Annotated in this window: 16 protein-coding genes; 9 read left to right on the forward strand and 7 right to left on the reverse strand. The window is 68.2% G+C overall.

What is annotated here, in order from left to right; genetic code table 11:
- Both GY24_RS13655 and GY24_RS13660 read right to left on the reverse strand, forming a co-directional pair.
- The coding region (locus GY24_RS13655; RefSeq protein WP_161498745.1) for a polysaccharide deacetylase family protein at positions 1 to 1409 on the reverse strand (1409 nt) is incomplete at its 3' end.
- A gap of 234 nt (positions 1410 to 1643) precedes the next feature.
- Positions 1644 to 3056 (reverse strand): nucleotide sugar dehydrogenase, encoded by a 1413-nt coding sequence (locus tag GY24_RS13660; protein ID WP_104476670.1) that lies wholly within the window; start codon positions 3054 to 3056, stop codon positions 1644 to 1646.
- A gap of 334 nt (positions 3057 to 3390) precedes the next feature.
- Here GY24_RS13660 and GY24_RS13665 point away from each other — a divergent pair, with 334 nt between their 5' ends.
- Positions 3391 to 4749, forward strand: coding sequence for a glycosyltransferase family 2 protein (locus tag GY24_RS13665; RefSeq protein ID WP_233279369.1), 1359 nt, complete (start codon positions 3391 to 3393; stop codon positions 4747 to 4749).
- A 36-nt stretch (positions 4750 to 4785) separates the two neighbouring features.
- Here the strand turns inward: GY24_RS13665 and GY24_RS13670 are convergent, their stop codons facing one another.
- Positions 4786 to 5610, reverse strand: coding sequence for a hypothetical protein (locus GY24_RS13670; protein WP_233279370.1), 825 nt, complete (start codon positions 5608 to 5610; stop codon positions 4786 to 4788).
- Between the two features lie 149 nt (positions 5611 to 5759).
- The gene (gene gndA / locus GY24_RS13675; protein ID WP_083364662.1) at positions 5760 to 7208 is read right to left on the reverse strand and encodes an NADP-dependent phosphogluconate dehydrogenase; all 1449 of its coding nucleotides are present in this window, start codon (positions 7206 to 7208) and stop codon (positions 5760 to 5762) included.
- 279 nt (positions 7209 to 7487) lie between these two features.
- On the opposite strand from gndA, the gene GY24_RS13680 reads away from it, so the two are divergent.
- From GY24_RS13680 to GY24_RS13695, 4 genes are all read left to right on the forward strand, one after another.
- A complete protein-coding gene (locus GY24_RS13680; protein WP_407662186.1) occupies positions 7488 to 8045 on the forward strand; it encodes a gluconokinase in 558 nt (185 codons plus the stop codon).
- A 127-nt stretch (positions 8046 to 8172) separates the two neighbouring features.
- On the forward strand, positions 8173 to 9576 hold the full coding sequence (locus tag GY24_RS13685) for a GntP family permease (protein WP_104476677.1): 1404 nt from the start codon (positions 8173 to 8175) through the stop codon (positions 9574 to 9576).
- Between the two features lie 91 nt (positions 9577 to 9667).
- Positions 9668 to 10441, forward strand: a complete 774-nt coding sequence (locus GY24_RS13690; RefSeq protein ID WP_104476679.1) for an SDR family oxidoreductase — start codon at positions 9668 to 9670, stop codon at positions 10439 to 10441.
- Between the two features lie 24 nt (positions 10442 to 10465).
- On the forward strand, positions 10466 to 11512 hold the full coding sequence (locus tag GY24_RS13695; protein WP_104476681.1) for an L-idonate 5-dehydrogenase: 1047 nt from the start codon (positions 10466 to 10468) through the stop codon (positions 11510 to 11512).
- Between the two features lie 116 nt (positions 11513 to 11628).
- On the opposite strand, the gene GY24_RS13700 is transcribed toward GY24_RS13695, so the two are convergent.
- Complete coding sequence (locus GY24_RS13700) at positions 11629 to 12348, reverse strand: FadR/GntR family transcriptional regulator (protein WP_104476683.1); 720 nt, start codon at positions 12346 to 12348, stop codon at positions 11629 to 11631.
- Positions 12349 to 12599: 251 nt separating this feature from the next.
- Between GY24_RS13700 and GY24_RS13705 the strand changes: the two genes are divergently transcribed.
- The 4 genes from GY24_RS13705 to mfd all read left to right on the forward strand — a co-directional run bounded on the left by GY24_RS13705 (position 12600) and on the right by mfd (position 18605).
- Positions 12600 to 13172: a 50S ribosomal protein L25/general stress protein Ctc gene (locus GY24_RS13705; protein WP_193953594.1), complete on the forward strand. Its 573-nt coding sequence runs from the start codon at positions 12600 to 12602 to the stop codon at positions 13170 to 13172.
- 50 nt (positions 13173 to 13222) lie between these two features.
- Positions 13223 to 13810 (forward strand): aminoacyl-tRNA hydrolase, encoded by a 588-nt coding sequence (gene pth, locus GY24_RS13710; protein WP_104476685.1) that lies wholly within the window; start codon positions 13223 to 13225, stop codon positions 13808 to 13810.
- A gap of 237 nt (positions 13811 to 14047) precedes the next feature.
- The gene (locus tag GY24_RS13715) at positions 14048 to 14761 is read left to right on the forward strand and encodes a phosphatase PAP2 family protein (protein ID WP_104476687.1); all 714 of its coding nucleotides are present in this window, start codon (positions 14048 to 14050) and stop codon (positions 14759 to 14761) included.
- A gap of 130 nt (positions 14762 to 14891) precedes the next feature.
- Complete coding sequence (gene mfd, locus GY24_RS13720; protein WP_104476689.1) at positions 14892 to 18605, forward strand: transcription-repair coupling factor; 3714 nt, start codon at positions 14892 to 14894, stop codon at positions 18603 to 18605.
- 53 nt (positions 18606 to 18658) lie between these two features.
- On the opposite strand, the gene GY24_RS13725 is transcribed toward mfd, so the two are convergent.
- Both GY24_RS13725 and GY24_RS13730 read right to left on the reverse strand, forming a co-directional pair.
- Positions 18659 to 18979, reverse strand: coding sequence for a hypothetical protein (locus tag GY24_RS13725; protein WP_104476691.1), 321 nt, complete (start codon positions 18977 to 18979; stop codon positions 18659 to 18661).
- Positions 18980 to 18989: 10 nt separating this feature from the next.
- Entirely contained in the window at positions 18990 to 20207 is a 1218-nt protein-coding gene (locus tag GY24_RS13730; protein ID WP_104476693.1) for a Na+/H+ antiporter NhaA, read from the reverse strand.
- Positions 20208 to 20387 lie beyond the last annotated feature (180 nt).

Below are 20387 nucleotides of genomic sequence, written 5' to 3' on the forward strand. Positions count from 1 at the left end.
GAGCCGACCTGTGCGGTTCCCGTGATGGTGGGCGCGGGGGCGACGAGCTCATCGGTGGCCGGGGCTCCGACGGTGTTGTACATCGAGTAGTCGTCTGTGGTGAGTTCTCCGTTCCCGAAGACGTTCAGTGCGAAGCTGATGCCGTTCACGCCTGCGGGGATCGCCGGTGTCGTCCAGAGCGCCTGGGTGTAGTCGGTCGCTGCGGCAAACCACGGGCTCGACGTGCCGTAGATCCAGCTTCCGTCCGTCTGGCGGTAGTACACGGTGAACTGGGTGACTCCCGTCGCTTTGTACCAGGAGCGCAGCGAGTACGTCTGGCCCTCCACAACGGTGGGCGCACACGCGCCGCCGTCGAATATTTGTAGCCGTTTGGCATCACCTGTCGTGTACCCGCTGACGGTGACCTGCGAGGCGTACGTGCCCGTTCGGCCGGGGCTCACCGTGGCGAATGACGAGGTATTCAGACCGAAGGATGAGTCCCACCAGCAACGGGGGATGCCCGCCGCGGCGATCTCTTCGAACCCGGGGTTCTGCAGGGCATTCACTCCGGGCCCCGCGGCGGGAGGCGGCACGAAGGCCGGTCCGGAAACGAGCGGCTTCACGGCGCCGCCGACGACCCCGTTCACCGTCTTGACCAGCTTGGTCGCGTTGTCTTTCCATCCCGCCAACCATGTCGTGAATTGGTCGAACACGGCTGTCGATATCGCGAGGTCGTCACAGCCATCGCAGACATGGTGGAACGTCAGCTGAACCCAGCCGCCGCCGTTCGCGGCCGCATCGGTGACCGTCTGCTGCAGCCGCTGAAGCGTCCAGGTGGCATCGACCTGGTCGGCCGCGCGGGTCCAGTACGGGTCGGCCGGTGGAATCGACTCGGCGAAGTCACACGATGCGCACTCCGTTCCGGGTGCAGTGCGCAAATCGCCGAGCCCACGGGCGCTGTTGTACCCGCAGCTGGCGGCTGCCGCCTCGACGCTCGCGTTGGCTGCGGCGAAGGGGTACGCGAAGCTGGTGACCTGGTAGCCCAGGTTGCTGAGCGCGACACGGTCGTTGCAGATCTGCCGCAACACCTCGTCTTGCGGCACCTGTGTGAGATCGGGGTGGCTGCGCGTGTGGCCGCCGATCTCATGTCCCTCTGCGGCCAGCGTCGCCAGATCGGCAGTGCTCATCCAGCCCGGTTGGTCGACGAAGCCCGAGTTGATGAAGAAGGTGCCGGGGAGCCCCTTGGTGCTCAGCATCTGGGCTGCGGGCATCTGGTCGGCATTGGCATCGTCAAAGGTGAGCGACACAACCGTCTCGCCGGCAGCCTGCGCGGGCGCCGCTGCCAGGACGGTCACGCCCATCGTCACCGCGAGGGCGGCGACGGTTCCGAGGGCGATCAGTCTTCGGTGTCGAGGTGGCTGTTCGGCCACTGGGGGTTGAGGGGCTGGAGTCGACTCGTGGCGGGCGCGGGCTAGATGACGGGACATCAGATTCCGATCGTCGGGTTGTGGTGTGGCGGGCCGTGCGTCGCGAGCCGTGCTCTCAAAACGGAAAACAAATGCGGGTTCGCGGGTAAGCGGGTGGAGCGGTTGTCCTGCGGTGTTCTGCGGGAGGGGGACGGAAGCCGCATGGCTCGAAGCGGGCAACTTCCGTCGTCTGTGGGGCTAGAGGCGCACCGCGTGGGCGATGGCGCTAGCGGTGTAGCTGGTGTCGAGCACGAACTCGACCTCGTCGAGCCAGCCCAGATCGACTCCGCTGTGTGCGGTGTGGATCACGGCGACCTCGCTGCCGAACTCGGTCGGGTCGCTGACGCTGGAGAGAAGCGACCCGTCGTGGAGTCGCACGTGCGGGCACAGCGGGTCGTAGTAGGCGACGATCGCGCCCTCATGTTGGAGAGCGCTGAGCACCTCGAGGGCCGGCGACTCCCGCACGTCTTCGACGTCGGGCTTGTAGGCGACGCCCACGACGAGCACCCGGGTTCCGGTCAGGCCGCGCCGGTGGGTCGAGAGCAACTCCCGGACACGGTCGACGACACGGCGTGGGCGGGCCGCGATCAGGCTCATGGTCTGCTCGATCAGCGGTGCGCTGCGCCGCTCTTTGTGCAGCTGCCAGAGCAGGTAGTGCGGATCGCAGGGGATGCAGTGTCCACCGACCCCCGGCCCAGGCAGGAACGGCATGAAGCCGTAGGGCTTCGTGGCCGCGGCGTTGATGACCTCGACGACATCGAGGTCGAGCAGCGCGCTGACGTCGGCGAACTCATTCGCCAACGCGATGTTCACCGCTCGGAAGATGTTCTCCACGAGCTTGGTCATCTCAGCCGTTTCCATCGAGCTGACCAGGTGAATCTGGTTGACGTAGCCGCCAACGATGGTAGCCGCGGCGGCGGTGCAATTCGGGGTTGCACCGCCGACCACGCGTGGGACATCTTCGTGGGCGTAACCAGCCGCGCCCGGGTTGATGCGCTCTGGGCTGAACGCGATGAAGATGTCGGTTCCGGGGGTGAATCCGCGCTCGATCAGCGGATTCATCATCAAATCTCTCGTGCTTCCGACGTACGACGTCGAGGTGAGGATCAACACCTGCTCCGCCACGGCCTGCTGCACCACAGTGGCGCATGCGCTCCGCAGCAGGCTGAGGTCGGGCACAAGGTACGCGTCAACGGGGGTGGGCACGCAGACGATCACGGTTGCGGCCTGCGAGATCAGGGCGGAATCGCTCGAGACGTTCAGCAATCCACTTTTCTGCGCCCGGGTGAGGCGTTCCTGATCGGATGCCAGCAGGTCAACGTGGCCGCCCGTGATGGCGTCGATGCGCAGCTGGCTCAGCTCGACGCCCAGTACCCGGAGGCCGGATTCGACGAAGGCGAGGCTCGTCGGCAGCCCGACGTAGCCCATTCCGATGATCGCGATGTCGTAGCTGAAGGGCGACTCTCCCGGCAGTCGTTTGAGAACGGAGCTGGGAAGGAGTTCGACGGTGTTGAGATCAACAGTGTTGAGATCAACCTTTTCGAACTCAATCGGTTCAAGCAGCGCGGCACCCTGAGTTTTGTTGCGCAAACGGGTGTTGTCCAAGACCATGGCAGTTTCCTCGTCGTGCGAGTCGTGGTCACCCCGATGATCACAAACAAATTTGCGTACGTTATGAACTCGAGATTTCCTCGACTTCACTAGGGGACCTTAGCATCGTGAAAAATAAATGACCACGGGAGGCTGTACCCCCATTATGGGGGTCAATGGACGAGGTTCACGAGTCCGTTTCGATGTAGCCGGAAAGCGCTGGCGTGCCCACCGCAAAGCCGCTATCGTGGTCGCGGAGTCACCCTCGGGGGCCGTCACGGAGGGCCTATCGGGTCGTGCCGCTGACCGATGACGCCGGCGCCCGAGAGGGGCGAGAGAGCGGCGGGAGTGGCGAGTGTTCATTGGAATCGTCGTAATCCTGCTCACGGGCGTCAGCACGCTCTTCTGGATCGTCATCGGGATGCTCCGCTTTGTGGGCGAGCGGCTGGGAACCCATTCCCTGGCGGTCCGACCGAAGATTCGACGGCGGGGCGCTGAGGAAATCGACTCCATCGGGCTTTCCGACGTTGCGATCCTGCTCGCCGCGCACAATGAGTCCGCCGTGATCGCGCGCACCATCAGACAGGCGGCCATGCATGTGCCGCTGGCGCAGATCCACATCGTGTCCGACGGTTCCAGCGATGACACGGTCGCGATCGCGCGCGCGGAGGGCGCGCAGGTGCTCGACCTGAACCCCAACCGCGGCAAGGCCGGCGCCCTGGTTGCGGCGCTCGAACACTTCGAGATCGTCAAGAAATTCAAGGTGATGGTGCTGCTGGATGCCGACACCCATCTTGCGCCTGACTACCTGGTCACCGGGCTCCGACTGTTCAGGGATCCAGAGGTCGTGGCCGTGGCCGGCCGGGTGCGCACACTGACAAGCCCGGCGCCACCCACGCGGCTCGGTCGCGTGTTGGTGAGTTACCGGGAGCGTCTCTATGTGGTGCTCCAGCTGTTCCTCAAATACGGGCAAGCGGCCAAACGGGCCAACGCGATCTTCATCGTGCCCGGCTTCGCGAGCATGTACCGCACCCGCGTGCTGCCGAACATCGACATCGATCCTCCGGGCCTGGTGATCGAGGACTTCAACATGACGTTCGAGGTGCACGCCCAGCGGCTCGGGCGGATCGCGTTCCACCCGCGGGCCGCCGTCGCGTACACGCAGGACCCGGGAACCATCCACGACTACCTGAACCAGACGAGGCGCTGGAGCCTCGGGTTCTGGCAGACGGTGCGCAAGCACCACTTCCAGCCGCACGTCTTCTGGGTCGCTGTCGGCTTCTACATCGTCGACATCACGACGAGCGCGTTCGTGTACCTCGCGCTGCTCGTGCTGCTCGGGACGACGATCCTGGCGCAGCTCATCACGACGCCGGATGCCGCGACCGTGCTGAGCGTCGACAACACGATGTGGCCGGGGCTGGACCTGTGGGGCACCGCCGTCGCCTGGTCGAACGAACTCCTGTCCTTCATCACTCCGGGGGAGGTCCTGCTCGTGATCGTGCTGCCGGACTACGCGCTCACGCTGTTCGCCGCGCTCGTGCTCGGGCGTCCGAAGATGCTGTTCGTCGGCGTGTTCTTCCCCATCGTGCGCACGGCCGACGCGTGGATCTGCCTGAGCACGCTGCGGGCATCGCGCGCCGTCGGCGGCGATGGGCGCTGGGTGAGTCCTGCACGCCGCCTGGACCTGGTCTCCGGCGACACGACGGTTTAGGGCGGACCGAGCACCCTCATGCGAGCGGTGACCCCGTCACCATTGCACCTCGTGGCCCTGCGACACCACTCGCAGCCACGGCCCGGGCGGCACATCGGATTCCTCGACGAACTGCCAGTCGACCAGGTCGTCCTCACCGTTCAGGGAGCTGAACCCCAGGCAGCCGTTCAACGCGGGGGAGACGTCCATGCCTGCGCCGTTGAACTTCTGGTTCTTCGGGCGGGCGTCGTCGCTGCCGAAGACGTACTCGGCGTCGTTGTACTGGCCGGGGCCCGCGTCGGCGATCTGGCCATAACAGACCCGATCGCCCTTGATGAGCTTGACCCAGCGGTTGAGCATCATGCTCACCGAGCTGTTCTCCGCCTGGCCCTGGTACTCCGGCGCGTTCGCCCAGGGGATCACCTCGGCACGGCGGGCGAACGCGGCGGGGTCGTTGACGTCGTCGAAGGGGAGGTCGAGGTAGAACGGGTTGAGCAGGGGCGTCATCGAGTTCGGGAAGTAGTCGTTGGCCGCGCTGCGCGCCTCGGTCTCGCAGCTGCCCGCAGAGTCGTCGCCGTCGCATCCGCCGTAATGGGCAAACCACTCGCCGTCGTAGGTCGAGATCATCTGGCTGCCATCGGAGGCATTCGGGTCGAAGATCTCGCCGACCCAGAACGTCGTGGCGATGATGCCCGTGTGCAGGGGGTAGCCGGCGGCCGGCTGCTCAGACGGGTCGCCATCGCCCTGCGCGCTGTTCGGCGCGCACGCCGTCAACCCGAGGAGGACGAGCAGGGCGGAGGCCGCGACGACTCCCTGCTGGGGGCGCCCAGCCGCGCGGCGCGCGCGCCGGCGCGGCACGGGGCGATCTGATCTGGCAGCCATGGTGGTGTGCTCCTGGGGCACCATCGACCGGTGCGACTACCGGGTGATGTTACGCCGCGGCGGCTCCGCCGTCGAGGGCGGGACGCGGCATCCGCAGACGCGACAGCGCCGCCCCGCGAGAGCGGGGCGGCGCTGTCGTGAATCGACGGCTAGTGAGCGTCGACGGCCTGGATCTCGCTGCGGTCGCCGGACCACAGCGTGTGGAAGGTGCCTTCGCGGTCGACGCGCTTGTAGGTGTGCGCACCGAAGAAGTCGCGCTGGCCCTGCACGAGCGCGGCCGGCAGGCGGTCGGCGCGCAGGCCGTCGTAGTACGCCAGCGACGACGAGAACGCGGGGGAGGGGATGCCGGCCTGGGCGGCGGCGATCACGACGCGGCGCCATGCCGACTGGGCGCCCGCGACGGCGTCGGTGAAGTACGGCGCGGTGACCAGGGCGACCAGGCCCGGGTTCTCGGCGTACGCGTCGGTGATGCGGTTGAGGAACTGGGCGCGGATGATGCAGCCGCCGCGCCAGATGGCCGCGATGTCGCCCTTCTTGATGTCCCAGTTGTACTCCTCCGCGCCGGCGACGATGGCGTCGAAGCCCTGCGAGTAGGCGATGATCTTCGAGGCGTAGAGGGCCAGGCGCACGTCCTCGACGAAGGCGTCGACGTCGGCGACCGCGAAGTCGCCATCCGGGCCCGGCAGGGCGGATGCGGCGGCGCGCTGTGCCGGCTTCGAGGACAGCGAGCGGGCGAACACGGCCTCGGCGATGCCGGAGACGGGGATGCCGAGGTCGAGGGCGGTCTGCACCGTCCAGGCGCCGGTGCCCTTGGCGCCGGCCTGGTCGACGATCACGTCGACGAGCGGCTTGCCGGTGGCGGCATCCGTCTGGCGGAGCACCTCGGCGGTGATCTCGATGAGGTAGCTCTCGAGCTCGCCCTTGTTCCACTCGGCGAAGATCTCGGCGATCTCGGCCGGGCTCTTGCCGGTGCCGCGACGGATGAGGTCGTAGGCCTCGGCGATGAGCTGCATGTCGGCGTACTCGATGCCGTTGTGGATCATCTTGACGAAGTGGCCGGCGCCATCGGTGCCGACGTGGGTGACGCAGGCGCGACCGTCGACGACCGCAGCGATCGAGGTGAGGATCGGGCCCAGCGTCTCCCACGCCTCGGCGGAGCCGCCGGGCATGATCGACGGGCCGAGGAGGGCGCCCTCCTCGCCACCGGAAATACCGGCGCCGACGAAGTTGATGCCGGTCTCGCGCACGGCCTTCTCGCGGCGGATGGTGTCGGTGAAGAGGGCGTTGCCGCCGTCGACGATGATGTCGCCCGGCTCGAAGGCCTCGACGAGCTGGTTGATCACGGCGTCGGTGGCGCGGCCTGCCTGCACCATGATGATCGCGGTGCGCGGCTTCTGCAGCGAGGCAGCGAAGTCCTCGATGGTCTCGGTCGCGACGAAGCCGGCATCCGGGAACTCGGCCGCAACGGCGCGCGTCTTCTCGGCGGAGCGGTTGTAGATCGCGACGGTGTTGCCTTCACGGCTGGCGAGGTTGCGAGCGAGGTTCGAACCCATCACCGCCATTCCGATCACGCCGATGTTTGCCTGAGAATTCGACACGGGGATGCTCCAATACGAGGTTGGGTGGAATAGCGGGCAGAGTGATCCGCCCTGCGTCAACGCTAGCAAAGCCCTGACCACCTCATGCTCGCATGACAAAGGAGGTGCCGGCGCCAGGTGCTGGGCGGGAGCCAACCGTTCGCTGGGGCCGGCGTGGGCGTCGAATGAATGGGAGCTGAGGAACTTTCGACGTGTTAGCGTATTCCTAATAAATCTGATTTATGAATCTCGTATCGATGAAGAATCAGATGTAATGAAGCGTCTGAGGAGTCCAAGATCGTGTCTGATCACCCTGTGCATGGCAACACCGTGCCCGCAAACGTTCCCCCGCTCATCGTGATGGGCGTGTCGGGCTCGGGTAAATCGACCATCGGAACCGCCCTCGCCACCGCGCTGGGGATTGAATTCATCGATGGCGACGACCTGCATCCCCGCGCCAACAAGGCCAAGATGGCTGCCGGCCACCCGTTGAACGACGAAGACCGCGCGCCCTGGCTGGAGATCATCGCCGAGCGCATCGGCGCCGAGCTGGCCGACGGCCGCCCCATCGTCGTCGCCTGCTCCTCGCTCAAGCGCAAGTACCGCGACCAGCTGACCGCCTACGCGCCCAGCACCGTCTTCGTGCACCTGAACGGCGAACGCGGGATCATCTCCGAGCGGCAGAGCCACCGTGTGCACGAGTACATGCCGAACACGCTTCTCGACTCGCAGTTCAGCACGCTGGAACCGTTGCAGGACGACGAACGCAAGGTGATCGTTGATCTCACCATGAAGCCGGAAGCCATCGTGAGCTTCGTGCTCGACCGGCTCTCCGTCATCGACGCAGCCACCCCCTAACTCAGCACCCGGGCGGCATCCGACCGCCCCATCCACTTGCAGTACATACCCGCACCACCAGCCCCATCTGCTCACCAGCAGCGCTGCACACTGTGCAGAAACAATCCACAAAAAGGAAAAGACAACGATGACTGACCTCGAGCTCAACTGGACGCTTGGTACGCCAGGCCTCCTGCTCGTCGCAGCCGGCGCAATCGCGCTGCTGCTCGTATTGATCATGAAGTTCCGCATTCACGCCTTCGTGGCGCTGATCGTGGTCAGCGTGGTGACCGCGGTTGCAACGGGCATCCCCGCCTCCGGGCTTGTTCCGACACTCATGAGCGGCTTCAGCTCCACCCTCGGCAGCGTCGCGCTGCTCGTGGGTCTGGGCGCGATGCTCGGCCGCATGCTCGAGGTCAGCGGTGGAGCTGAGGTGCTCACCAACGCCTTGATCAAGACGTTCGGCGAGAAGCGCGCCCCGCTCGCTCTCTCGGTGGCCTCGCTGATGTTCGGCTTCCCGATCTTCTTCGACGCCGGCCTCGTCGTGATGCTGCCGATCATCTTCACGGTGGCGCGTCGCCTCGGTGGCTCGCTGCTCCTGTACGCGTTCCCCGCCGCAGCGGCCTTCTCGGTCATGCACATCTTCGTGCCGCCGCACCCGGGCCCCGTTGCCGCCACCGGCCTGCTCGGTGCCGACGTCGGACTCGTGCTGATCTTCGGCCTCCTCATCGCCATCCCGACCTGGTACCTCGCCGGCTACCTCTTCGGTGGATTCCTCGGCCGTCGCTTCAACATCCCCGTGCCGACCATCCTGGACGCCCCGTCGGACTCGATCGAGAACAAGTTCCGTTCGGCACCGAAGCTCGGCACCATCGTCTTCCTGCTGCTGCTGCCGCTCGGCCTGATCTTCCTCAACACCGGCCTGAACATGCTGGCAACGGCCGGCGTCGTCTCGCTCGAGGACACCTGGGTCCAGGTTCTGCGCGCATTCGGCGAGGTGCCGATCGCCCTGCTGATCACCGTGCTGATGGCCATGTGGCTGCTCGGATGGCGCCAGCAGAAGGAGCGCTCCCTCGTTGAGACCGTCGTCGACAGCGCGCTCGGCCCGATCTGTTCCATCATCCTCATCACCGGTGCCGGTGGAATGTTCGGTGGCGTCCTGCGCGCCAGCGGAATCGGCAACGCCATCGCCGACTCGCTCGACGCCATCGGCCTTCCGGTCATCGTCGCCGGCTTCGTCATCGCCGCCGTCGTGCGCATCGCCCAGGGCTCGGCCACCGTCGCCCTCACCACCGCCGCCGCGCTCATCCAGCCGGTCGTGCTCGGCAACCCGGAGTTCAACGCGGTGCAGACCGTTGCCATCGTGCTCAGCCTCGCGGCTGGTTCGGTGTTCGCCGGCCACGTCAACGACTCCGGCTTCTGGCTGGTGAGCAAGTTCTTCGGCATGGACACCAAGACCACGCTGAAGACCTGGACCGTCGGCCAGGCCCTGATCGGTGCCTGCGGCTTCGTCCTCTCGCTCGCCATCTACCTGATTGCCAGCACCTTTTAGTACTACCGGGTAACACAACAGTTCTGCGGGGGCGCGTATCGCAATCAGCGATGCGCGCCCCCTCCAGCACACAGCACCACCGAGGAGCGTTATGACACTGAACATGTTCGATCTCACAGGCAAGATTGCCCTCGTCACCGGCTCCAGCCGGGGAATCGGCTCGGCGATCGCCCGGGGCCTCGCGGCCGCCGGCGCGACGGTCGTGCTGAACGGCCTCGACGAGGCCCGGCTTGAAGCCGCCCGTGCGGCCCTGGCGGCCGAGATCGGCGAGGAGCGCGTGCGCGCGATCGCCTTCGACGTCACGGACGCCGCGGCGGCGGCATCCGCCATCAACTGGATCGAGGCCGAGGTCGGCCCGCTCGCCATCCTGGTCAACAACGCCGGCGTGCAGCACCGCGTCCCGATGCTCGACCTCGACGTCGAGGACTGGGAGCGGGTGCTCCGCACCAACCTCACCAGCGCCTTCCTGGTCGGCCGCGAGGCCGCCCGCCACATGATCCCGCGCGGCGCGGGCAAGATCATCAACGTCGCCTCCGTGCAGACCGACCTGGCCCGGCCGACCATCGCGCCGTACACGGCGTCCAAGGGCGGCATCCGCAACCTCACCCGTGCCATGACGGCCGAGTGGGCGTCGCACGGCCTGCAGATCAACGCGATCGCGCCGGGCTACATCCACACCGAGATGACGCAGAACCTCGTCGACGACACCGTCTTCAACGAGTGGATCCTGGGGCGCACGCCCGCCCACCGTTGGGGCACGGTCGAAGACCTTGTTGGTCCCGCGGTGTGGCTGGCCTCTGCCGGCTCCAACTTTGTCAACGGTCAGGTCGTCTTCATCGACGGCGGCATGACGGTCGTCGTTTAGTTCCCAGAAGTAGCGGAGAAGAACATGAGCACCATCCCCACCGAAACCCTCGGCGTCGTCGCGCACAGCGCGGGCGACATGCGCATCGAGTCTGTCCCTGTGCCGACTCCGGCCGCCGACGAGGCCGTCGTTGAGATCGCCTACGGCGGTATCTGCGGCTCCGACCTGCACTACTGGCAGCACGGTGCAGCGGGGGAGTCCATCCTCAAGGCTCCGATGCTGCTCGGCCACGAGGTCGTCGGCCGCGTGCTCGTCGCCGCGGCAGACGGCAGCGGCCCGGCATCCGGAACCGACGTCGCGGTGCACCCCGCGACGCCCGGCCCCGGCGATGGGACGCCCTACCCGGCCGACCGCCCCAACCTCTCGCCCGGCTGCACCTACCTCGGCAGTGCGGCGCGCTTTCCGCACACCGAGGGCGCCTTCGCCCGGTACGCCGTCTTGCCCGCGCACATGCTCCGCGCCCTGCCGGCCGGCCTCTCGCTGCGCGAGGCGGCTCTCGTCGAGCCCGCCGCCGTGGCCTGGCACGCGGTCTCGCGCGCCGGTGACGTCAGTGGCAAGCGCGTGCTCGTCGTCGGCAGCGGCCCGATCGGCGCGCTCACCGTCGCCGTGCTGAAGCGCGCCGGCGCCGCCGAGATCATCGCCGTCGACATGTTCGACAAGCCGCTCGAGATCGCCACCGCCGTCGGCGCCACGCGCACGATCCTGGCGACGGATGCCGACTCCATCGCCGCCGTGCAGGCCGACATCGCCTTCGAGACCTCGGGCAACTACCGCGGCCTCGCCTCGGCCGTGCGCGGCACGACCCGCGGCGGCCGTGTCGTCATGGTGGGCCTGCTGCCCTCCGGTGAGCAGCCCGCGCTGATCTCGCTGGCGATCACCCGCGAGCTCGAGCTCGTCGGCTCGTTCCGCTTCAACGACGAGATCGACGAGGTCATCGCCGCGCTGGCGGACGGCTCGCTGCAGGTGGGGCCGGTCGTCACGCACGAGTTCGACGCCGCCGACGCGCTTCAGGCGTTCGAGGTCGCGCGTGACTCCGCCGCCAGCGGCAAGGTGCTGCTGCGCTTCTCCTAAGGCTGTATTTCGACAGGCTCAATCAGCGGGTTGCCCCGCGGGTCGGGCCTGTCGGCGTTTCAGCGGGGTGGAATGCCATCGTTGGTTGAGCCTGTCCAAACCCCTCGGCTGCAGCGCTACTCGGCGAGGAACTGGCGCGGCTGCTCCCGCCAGACCTGCTCGACCTCGGCGGTCGTGCGGCGCATGATGCGGTCCATGGCGGCGCGTGCAGCATCCGGGCGACGGCCTTGAATAGCGTCGGCGACGTCGACGTGCCACTGCAGGGCTTCCTCGTGCGGGCGGCTCGGCATCAGCCCGTAGTCGGTGCGGCCGCGCAGAACCTCGCCGATCACGCCGCGCAGTTCGGTGAACATTTCGTTGCCCGAGGCGCAGAGCACCAGCGTGTGGAAGTGGATATCCAGCTCAAGGAAGCGCTGCAGGTCACCCGAGCGGCCGACGGCACGCATCTGGGCGGCCACGGCCATCAACTCGGCGGCGACATCGTCGGGGGCGTGTTCCGCCGCCAGCTCCGCCGCGGCCGGCTCGACCGCGGAGCGCAGCTCGGTGAGTGAGCGCAGCTGGGCGCCTTTGCCGTCCGAGGCGATGCGCCAGCGGATCACCGACGGGTCGAACAGCGACCAGGAGCTCATCGGCAGCACGCGGATGCCCACCCGCTTGACCGATTCGACCAGGCCGAGCGAGGCCAGCACCCTGACGGCTTCACGCACGACGGAGCGGGACACCCCGAGCTCGTTCTCCAGCCGCTCGGCCAACAGGGTGTCGCCCGCGGCGAGCTCGCCCGCCACTACGCGCTGACCGACGCTTTCGATCACGAGCTGGTGCAGGCGGGAGGTCATAGCTTGAGAATAGCGGTCGCATCGAGGGGCCCCCGTTGGCTGGTAGACTTGGCGACTGAACTTCGGCGAGGGATGCCGCAGACCAGCCGACACCGGCGAATCTGGCATCCGTTATCGACGCGGTGGAGGGGCTTTGCGGCTTGTCCTCACGCTGACATGCGTTCGAGTTGACGATCCAGGCCCCCGGTCTGGACGGACATCGATCTGGGCCCAGCGCCCACAATGGGCTATCGCCCACAAGGAGAATCATCATGAGCGACGTTGACAAGGTTGTAGCAGAGGTCCGCGAGTCCTTCGGTAAGGGCGCCGCCCGCAAGATCCGCGCCGTGGGCAAGATCCCCGCCGTCATCTACGGCCACGGCACCGAGCCGCAGCACGTCACCCTGCCCGCCCACCAGATCGGCCTGATCCTGCGCAAGACCAACGCGCTGCTCGACCTCGACATCGCCGGCAAGAGCGAGCTCGTCCTGGTCAAGGACGTTCAGAAGGACCCGGTCCGCCAGATCATCGAGCACATCGACCTCATCGTCATCAAGAAGGGCGAGAAGGTCGACGTCGAGGTCCCCGTGCACGTCGAGGGCGAGCCGTTCCCCGGCAGCCAGGTCGACCAGGACCTGCACACCCTCCGCCTCGAGGCGCTCGCCACCGCGATCCCGACCAGCGTTGTCGTCAGCGTTGCCGGCCTCACCGAGGGTGCTCAGATCCTGGCCAAGGACGTCACGCTGCCCGCCGGCTCGACCCTGGTCGAGGACCCCAACGCCCTGGTCCTCAGCATCTACGCTCTCGCCGCCGCCAAGGCCGAGGGTGCCGAGGCAGCCGAGTAATCATTTTCACCCTGTTTCGCCGGGCGCAGAAGGAGCACTCCGTGAATTCTGTGCCCGGCAACACCTGGTTGGTGGTCGGGCTCGGCAACCCCGGGCCCGGCTACGCCAGCCACCGCCACAATGTGGGCCAGATGGTCGTCGACGAGCTCGCCTCGCGCATCGGCGCCACCTTCAAGAAACACAAGACTCCCGCCCAGGTGGCCGAGGGATTCCTCCGCCCCGGCGGGCCCAAGCTCGTGCTGGCGAAGTCGAACAGCTACATGAACACCTCGGGCGGCCCGGTCGCCGCGCTGCTCAAGTTCTACTCGCTGCCGCTGGAGCGCCTCATCGTCGTGCACGACGAGCTCGACATCCCGTTCGACACGATCAAGCTGAAGATCGGCGGCGGGCACGGCGGCCACAACGGCCTGCGCGACATCGCCAAGGCCGCCAACTCGCCCGAATACGTGCGCGTGCGCGTCGGCGTCGGGCGCCCTCCCGGCCGGCAGGACCCGGCCGACTTCGTGCTGCAGGGCTTCTCGTCCGCCGAGCGCTCCGTGCTGCCGAACCTGCTCTCCGATGCGGCGGATGCCGTCGAGCTCGTGATCACCGACGGGCTCCTCGCCGCCCAGCAGAAGGTGCACGCCCCCTCCGCCTAGCGCCCCGGCCCGTGCCGTGCCGCCCGAACGCATCTGCCGTTCCGCGGATGCGGCGGGCACCCCGCCGCGAGAGCGCCCGTCTCTGCGGCGGGCCGCCGCGCCCATCCGCAGAACGGCTGAGGGACAGCCGATGCCGCAGGCACCGCGTTTGACGATTGGCCCGCGGCTACGCCACTATTGCACCTAGAAACCGAATGCCGCTCGGTGTTGGGCGGCGCATCTCTAAAAGGAGCATCAATGGTGATCTCGTCCGATAACACGGCCACCGAGGCGGAGGCGCCCGCCCGCCGGGCGCAGGTACCCGCCCGCCTCGCGGTCACGTGGGGGCTCATCAGCCTGGCCGTGTTCGCCGTGCTGTTCGCCAGCGTGCTGGCCAGTGCGAACTCGCCCTGGTTCGTCGCCCTGGACCAGTGGTGGCACGACGTCGTCCTCGCGCCGCGCAACGACGCGTTCACCGCGTTCAACGTCGTCGTCGACCACACGACCGGCGGGCCGATCGGATCCATCTTCACGATCCTGATCCCGCTCGTCGCGCTGCTCGTGCTGCGCCGCTGGTGGGCCGCGCTGTACTTCTTCGTGGCCACGATGCTGGCGTCCACACTCGCCCAGGTGGTCAAGGCCGTCGTCAGCCGGGAGCGACCGAACGACCCGCTCGTCACGGTCGACTTCGGCTCCTTCCCCTCCGGCCACCTCACCGGGTTCACCCTGTTCGTCGTCGTGCTCTGCCTCCTGATCAACCGGCGCTGGGCCTGGATCACCGCCCTCGTCCTGGTGATCGTCACCGTGCTGAACCGCACCTACCTCTCGGCGCACTGGCTGAGCGACACCTTCGCCGGCATCGCGCTCGGCGCCGCCGTCGCACTGCTGCTCTGGCCGCTCTTCGCGCAGGCGATCGCGCGCCAACCCAAGCCGCGCCAGCCCCAAGCACGCGCAGGCGAGCACGCCGCCTAGCCTGAGCTGCGCTGCCGCGCACCACCTCGTCGTGGCCCAGAGCTTCCCCGGTTCTGGGCCACGACTGCGTTCGCTCTCGGCACCGCCGCCGGGCCGACGCCGTGCCCGGGTGGTTGCGTAGAATCTGAGGGTGATACTTCAGGGCTTGTCTCGTGCGCTTTCGCGCGCCTCCACATTCGAAGCGGCCCTGGCCGAGTACTCCCGCGATGCCGACTTCTCGCTCGCCGAGGGGCTCAACCCGCCGCTGCTGGCCGCCCTGCTCGAACGCCGCCGGGAGGCGGGCAAGCCGCCCGTGCTCTTCATCGTCACGGCGACCGGGCGCGAGTCCGAGACGCTGCGCTCCAACCTCGCCGCCTACGTCCCGGATGCCGAGATCATCGACTTCCCGGCCTGGGAGACGCTCCCGCACGAACGGTTGAGCCCGAGCGCCGAGATCGTCGGCCGGCGGCTGTTCGCGCTGCGCCGGATGCGCACCTGGGCCGAGGAATGGGCTGCCGCCGATGCCGGCTCGCCGCCGCATCCGCTCATCGTCGTCGCCTCCGTGCGGGCCGCGCTGCAGCCCGTCGCCGACAACCTCACCGACTTCGAGCCGATCGAGCTCGTCGCCGGCGGCCGCGGCTACCAGCTCGGCAAGCTCGCCGGAGCGCTCGTCGACCTGGCCTACACCCGGGTCGACATGGTCACCCGGCGCGGCGAGTTCGCCGTGCGCGGCGGCATCCTCGATGTGTTCCCCGCCGTCGCCGAGCACCCGGTGCGCGTCGACTTCTTCGGCGACGAGATCGAGCAGATGCGCGCCTTCTCAGTGGCCGACCAGCGCTCGCTGCCGGACGCCGTGACCCGGGTGATGTTGCCGCCGAGCCGCGAGCTGCTGCTCAGCGAGCCGGTGCGCCAACGAGCCCGCGAGATGCAGCACGAGTTCCCGAGCCTCGCGCAGATGCTCGCCAAGATCGGCGAGGGCATCCCGGTCGAGGGGATGGAGAGCCTCGCGCCCGCCCTCGTCGACAAGCTCGTGCCGATGACGGACTACCTGCCGGACGGCGCCGCCGTCGCCGTGCTCTCGCCCGAGCGGGTCGCCAGCCGCGCGGTCAGCCTGGCCGAGACGAACCGGGAGTTCCTCTCTGCGGCCTGGAGCGCGGCGACCTTCGGCGCCGAGACGCCCATCGACCTGGCATCCGGCGACTTCCTCACCCTGAACACCGTGCGTGACGCGGTGCGGCTGGGCGCCCCCGGGCACAAGACGCCGGACCACCCGTGGTGGACCTTCTCCGTGTTCGACTCCGGCGACGCCTTGGCGGAGCTGACGGACGAGAGCATCGCCGAGATCGTCGCCGACCTCGAGGTCGGCACGACCGTGCGGGTGCAGAGCCAGACCGTTCCGAGCTTCCAGGGCAACGTCGGCGGCGCCATCGAGCACGTCGCCGCCCGCCTGGCCGACGGCTGGAGCCTGGCGATCGTCGCCGGCGGGCACGGGCTGGTCCAGCGCGCCAGCGACGTGCTCGCCGAGCGCGGGCTCGCCGCCCACATCGTCGAGTCGTTCCCCGCCGAGCCGGATCCCGGTGTCGCCTACCTGGTGCAGGCCGAGGCCGCACACGGCTTCGAGCTGCCGGATGCCAGGCTCGCCCTGATCAGCGAGAGCGAGTTCTACGGCCGCGCCGTCGGCTACGACTCGCGCCAGGTCAAGAAGCTCGCCAGCCGCCGCAAGAACGTGGTCGACCCGCTGCAGCTGGAATCCGGCGACTACGTCGTGCACCAGACCCACGGCATCGGCCGCTTCATCGAGATGACCCAGCGCACCGTCGCAGCGGGCAGCCGGCCCAAGGGCCCCTCCCGCACCGCCGGCATCGCCGCGGCGCCGACGATCGTGCGCGAGTACCTGGTGCTGGAGTTCGCGCCGTCCAAGCGCGGCCAGCCGGGCGACCGGGTCTACGTGCCCACCGACCAGCTCGACCAGCTCTCCCGCTACGTCGGCGGCGAGGCGCCCGCGCTCAGCAAAATGGGCGGCAGCGACTGGGCCAACGCCAAGAACAAGGCGCGCAAGGCGGTGCGCGACATCGCCGTCGAGCTGGTCAAGCTCTACTCGGCGCGGATGGCGGCCAAGGGCCACGCCTTCGGGCCGGACACGCCCTGGCAGCGCGAGCTGGAGGAGGCGTTCCCCTACGCCGAGACGCCCGACCAGCTGCAGACCATCGACGAGGTGAAGGCCGACATGGAACGGCCGATCCCGATGGACCGGCTGCTCTCCGGCGACGTCGGCTTCGGCAAGACCGAGGTCGCCGTGCGGGCGGCGTTCAAGGCGGTGCAGGACGGCAAACAGGTCGTCATGCTGGTGCCGACCACGCTGCTCGTGAAGCAGCACTTCGAGACGTTCCAGGAGCGCTTCGCCGGCTTCCCGGTGCACCTGCGCGCGCTCAGCCGATTCCAGACCGAGAAGGAGTCCGCCGAGACCATCGCCGGGCTGCTCGACGGCACCGTCGACGTCGTCATCGGCACCCACCGGCTGTTCTCCAACTCGATCGTCTTCAAGGACCTCGGCCTCGTCATCATCGACGAGGAGCAGCGCTTCGGCGTCGAGCACAAGGACTCGCTGAAGAAGATGAAGACCAACGTCGACATCCTCGCGATGAGTGCGACTCCGATTCCGCGCACCCTCGAGATGGCTGTCACCGGCATCCGTGAGATGTCGACGCTGGCCACGCCGCCCGAGGACCGGCATCCGATCCTCACCTTCGTCGGGCCGTACTCCGACAAGCAGGTGAGCGCCGCGATCAAGCGCGAGCTGCTGCGCGAGGGCCAGGTGTTCTTCGTGCACAACCGGGTCTCCAGCATCAACAAGGTGGCGGCCCAGCTGGCCGAGTTGGTGCCGGAGGCACGCATCGCCGTCGCACACGGCAAGCTCTCCGAGGCGGTGCTGGAACAGGTCGTCTCCGACTTCTGGGAGCGCAAGTTCGATGTGCTCGTCTCGACGACGATCATCGAAACCGGCCTGGACATCGCCAACGCGAACACGATCATCATCGACCGCGCGGACAAGTACGGCCTCAGCCAGCTGCACCAGCTGCGCGGCCGCGTCGGGCGTGGCCGCGAGCGCGCCTATGCCTACTTCCTCTACGACGAGAACACCCCGCTCAGCGAGACCGCGCACGACCGGCTGGCGACGATCGCCGCGAACAACGAGCTCGGCAGCGGCATGCAGGTGGCGCTGAAGGACCTCGAGATCCGCGGCGCGGGCAACCTGCTCGGCGGCGAGCAGGCCGGGCACATCGCCGGGGTCGGCTTCGACCTCTACCTGCGGATGATCGGCGAGGCGGTGTCGACGTTCCGCGGCGACGTGGCCGAGGGGCAGACCGAGCTGCGGCTGGAGCTGCCGGTGGACGCGCACATCCCGGAGGAGTACGTCGACAGCGAGCGACTGCGCCTCGAGGCTTACCAGAAGCTGGCCACGGCCAGCTCGATCACCGCCAAGGACGAGACCATCGGCCTCGTGCTGGAGGAGCTCGTCGACCGCTACGGCGAGCCGCCGGTACCCGTGCAGGCCCTCATCGAGGTGTCGAAGCTGCGCCGGCAGGCCCAGCGGGCCGGGCTCAGCGAGGTCGTCGCGATGGGCGACAAGCTGCGCATCGCGCAGGCCACGCTGCCGGACTCGATCCAGGTGCGCCTGCAGCGCATGTACCTGGGCTCGCGCTACTTCGCGCAGCAGGGCGTGCTGTCGGTGCCGCTGCCGGACCTCTCCGACGCTGAGAACCCGGATGCCGCGCTGCTGGAGTGGGTGAGCCAGCTGCTCACCGCCATTTTCCCGCCGGCCGTCGTCGTGCAGGAGAAGGTGCAGGAGAAGCAGCCCGAGTAGCGGGCGGAGTGGCCGGCACCGCGGCCGGGGCGGCGCTGGGGCCACCCAGCCGATCAGCTGATGTGACCCCACTCGCCGAGAAACTCGCTCACCGTCATCTCGTCGAGGTCGCGCCGGATCTGCTGCAACAACGTGTCGGCCTCGACGAGATCCCCGGCGCTGCTGCGCAGCACCTCGTTGCCCGTCGAGGTGCGCACCACGATGATGTCGGCCACCGACGGGCTGCCGAGGCTGAGGGCCGTGCCAGCCAGGTAGGCAACCGTGTGGACGAGGCCGCGGATGCCGCCTGGTCTCTCCCGCGGGCGGAGTTCCGCCGTCAGGTGCAGAGACGCGGGCTCGGTCGATGCGGAGTCGTCGTCGCCGTGGGAGTGCATGCCCGTCAGCCTAGAACAGCGGCGCCGTGCCCGGCGCCGGCTCGTCCGCCGGCGTCGCGGCCAGCTTGCCGGCCCGGTACTGGGCCGCCCGCCAGCTGACGAAGGCCGCGGAGAAGACCATGGCGACGGCCGAGCCGAGCAGCACGGCGATGGTGCCCTCGTCGACAACCTCCTGGCTGCTCGCGAAGGCAAGCTCGTTCATGAGCAGTGAGACGGTGAAACCGACGCCGCCGAGCGAGGCGACGACGAGGAGGTCGCCGATCCGCAGCGAGGTTCCGCCGAAGCGGCGGGCGACGAGCCCACTGAGCCCTCCGGCCAGGGTGATGCCGATGAGCTTCCCGACCGGCAGGGCGATGAGGATGCCCCAGAACGCCGGGCTCAGCTGGGTGAGGCTCACGGTGGGGATGGCGACGAGCGCCGCCGAGAACGCGAACAGTGGCAGGATCAGGCCGTTCGACCACGGCTCGAGCCCGTGCACGGCGCGGCTGCCCGGGCGGCGCGCCATGACAAGGCCGAGCAGCACACCGGCGATCGTGGCGTGCACACCGGACTGGAACACGAAGTACCAGGTGAGGATCGCGAGCACCCACATCGCCAGCGCGAGCGGCCACTGCGCCTTGCGGCTGAGGATGTAACCGGAGCGCGGCCGCAGCAGCCGGCTGACGCCGGAGAACAGCAGCAGGGTGACGGCGGCGAAGCCGAGCGAGCCCAGCTGCACGTCGCTGGTGAAGAAGAAGGCGATGATGAGGATGGCGACCAGGTCGTCGAGCACAGCCAGGGCCATCAGGAACACTCGCACCCGGGTCGGGATGCCCCGCCCGAAGATGGCGAGCAGGCCGAGCGCGAAGGCGATGTCGGTCGCCGTCGGCACCGGCCAGCCGTTCTCCCAACCCGATCCGGCGGTGATCAGCAGGAAGATGCCAGCGGGCACGACGACGCCGCCCAGCGCCGCGATGGCCGGCAGGGCGGCCTTGCTCAGGCTGTTCAGCTCGCCGATCGCCAGCTCGCGTTTGAGCTCGACGGCGACGATGAAGAAGAAGATCGCGAGCAGGCCGTCGCTGACGAAATGCCCGAGCGAGAGGTCGAGGCCGAGCCCCGGCAGCTCGAGGTGGGCGGTCTTCAGGGCGAGCAGCTCGGGGCCGATCGCGCTGTTGGCGAGCACGAGGCCGAGGACGGCCGCTCCCAGGAGCAGCATGGCGGCATAGCGTTCGGAACGGAAAATAGCCACAGATGGCCCTCCAGATTGGGTTCAGTCGACGTCATAGAGCACATGTGCCCGCCGACCAGACTTCCCGGCTCACCGTGAATCAGTGTACCGGTCGTGGGGCGGATGCCGTCGGTCTCGAGAAGGATGAGCGCTGCCGGGAGGATAGGGTCGAGGCGTGGGGGAGACACAGAGCGAGCGCGG

Origin of the sequence: Microterricola pindariensis (assembly GCF_002936985.1) — a bacterium.
GTDB lineage: Bacteria > Actinomycetota > Actinomycetes > Actinomycetales > Microbacteriaceae > Microterricola > Microterricola pindariensis.

What these genes read in the sequence shown, in the direction of transcription:
- GY24_RS13660 (WP_104476670.1), bottom strand. Translation starts at nt 3,056, where the DNA reads ATGGTCTTGGACAACACCCGTTTGCGCAACAAAACTCAGGGTGCCGCG.
- GY24_RS13670 (WP_233279370.1), bottom strand. Translation starts at nt 5,610, where the DNA reads ATGGCTGCCAGATCAGATCGCCCCGTGCCGCGCCGGCGCGCGCGCCGC.
- GY24_RS13685 (WP_104476677.1), top strand. Translation starts at nt 8,173, where the DNA reads ATGACTGACCTCGAGCTCAACTGGACGCTTGGTACGCCAGGCCTCCTG.
- GY24_RS13690 (WP_104476679.1), top strand. Translation starts at nt 9,668, where the DNA reads ATGACACTGAACATGTTCGATCTCACAGGCAAGATTGCCCTCGTCACC.
- GY24_RS13695 (WP_104476681.1), top strand. Translation starts at nt 10,466, where the DNA reads ATGAGCACCATCCCCACCGAAACCCTCGGCGTCGTCGCGCACAGCGCG.
- GY24_RS13700 (WP_104476683.1), bottom strand. Translation starts at nt 12,348, where the DNA reads ATGACCTCCCGCCTGCACCAGCTCGTGATCGAAAGCGTCGGTCAGCGC.
- GY24_RS13705 (WP_193953594.1), top strand. Translation starts at nt 12,600, where the DNA reads ATGAGCGACGTTGACAAGGTTGTAGCAGAGGTCCGCGAGTCCTTCGGT.
- GY24_RS13715 (WP_104476687.1), top strand. Translation starts at nt 14,048, where the DNA reads ATGGTGATCTCGTCCGATAACACGGCCACCGAGGCGGAGGCGCCCGCC.
- GY24_RS13725 (WP_104476691.1), bottom strand. Translation starts at nt 18,979, where the DNA reads ATGCACTCCCACGGCGACGACGACTCCGCATCGACCGAGCCCGCGTCT.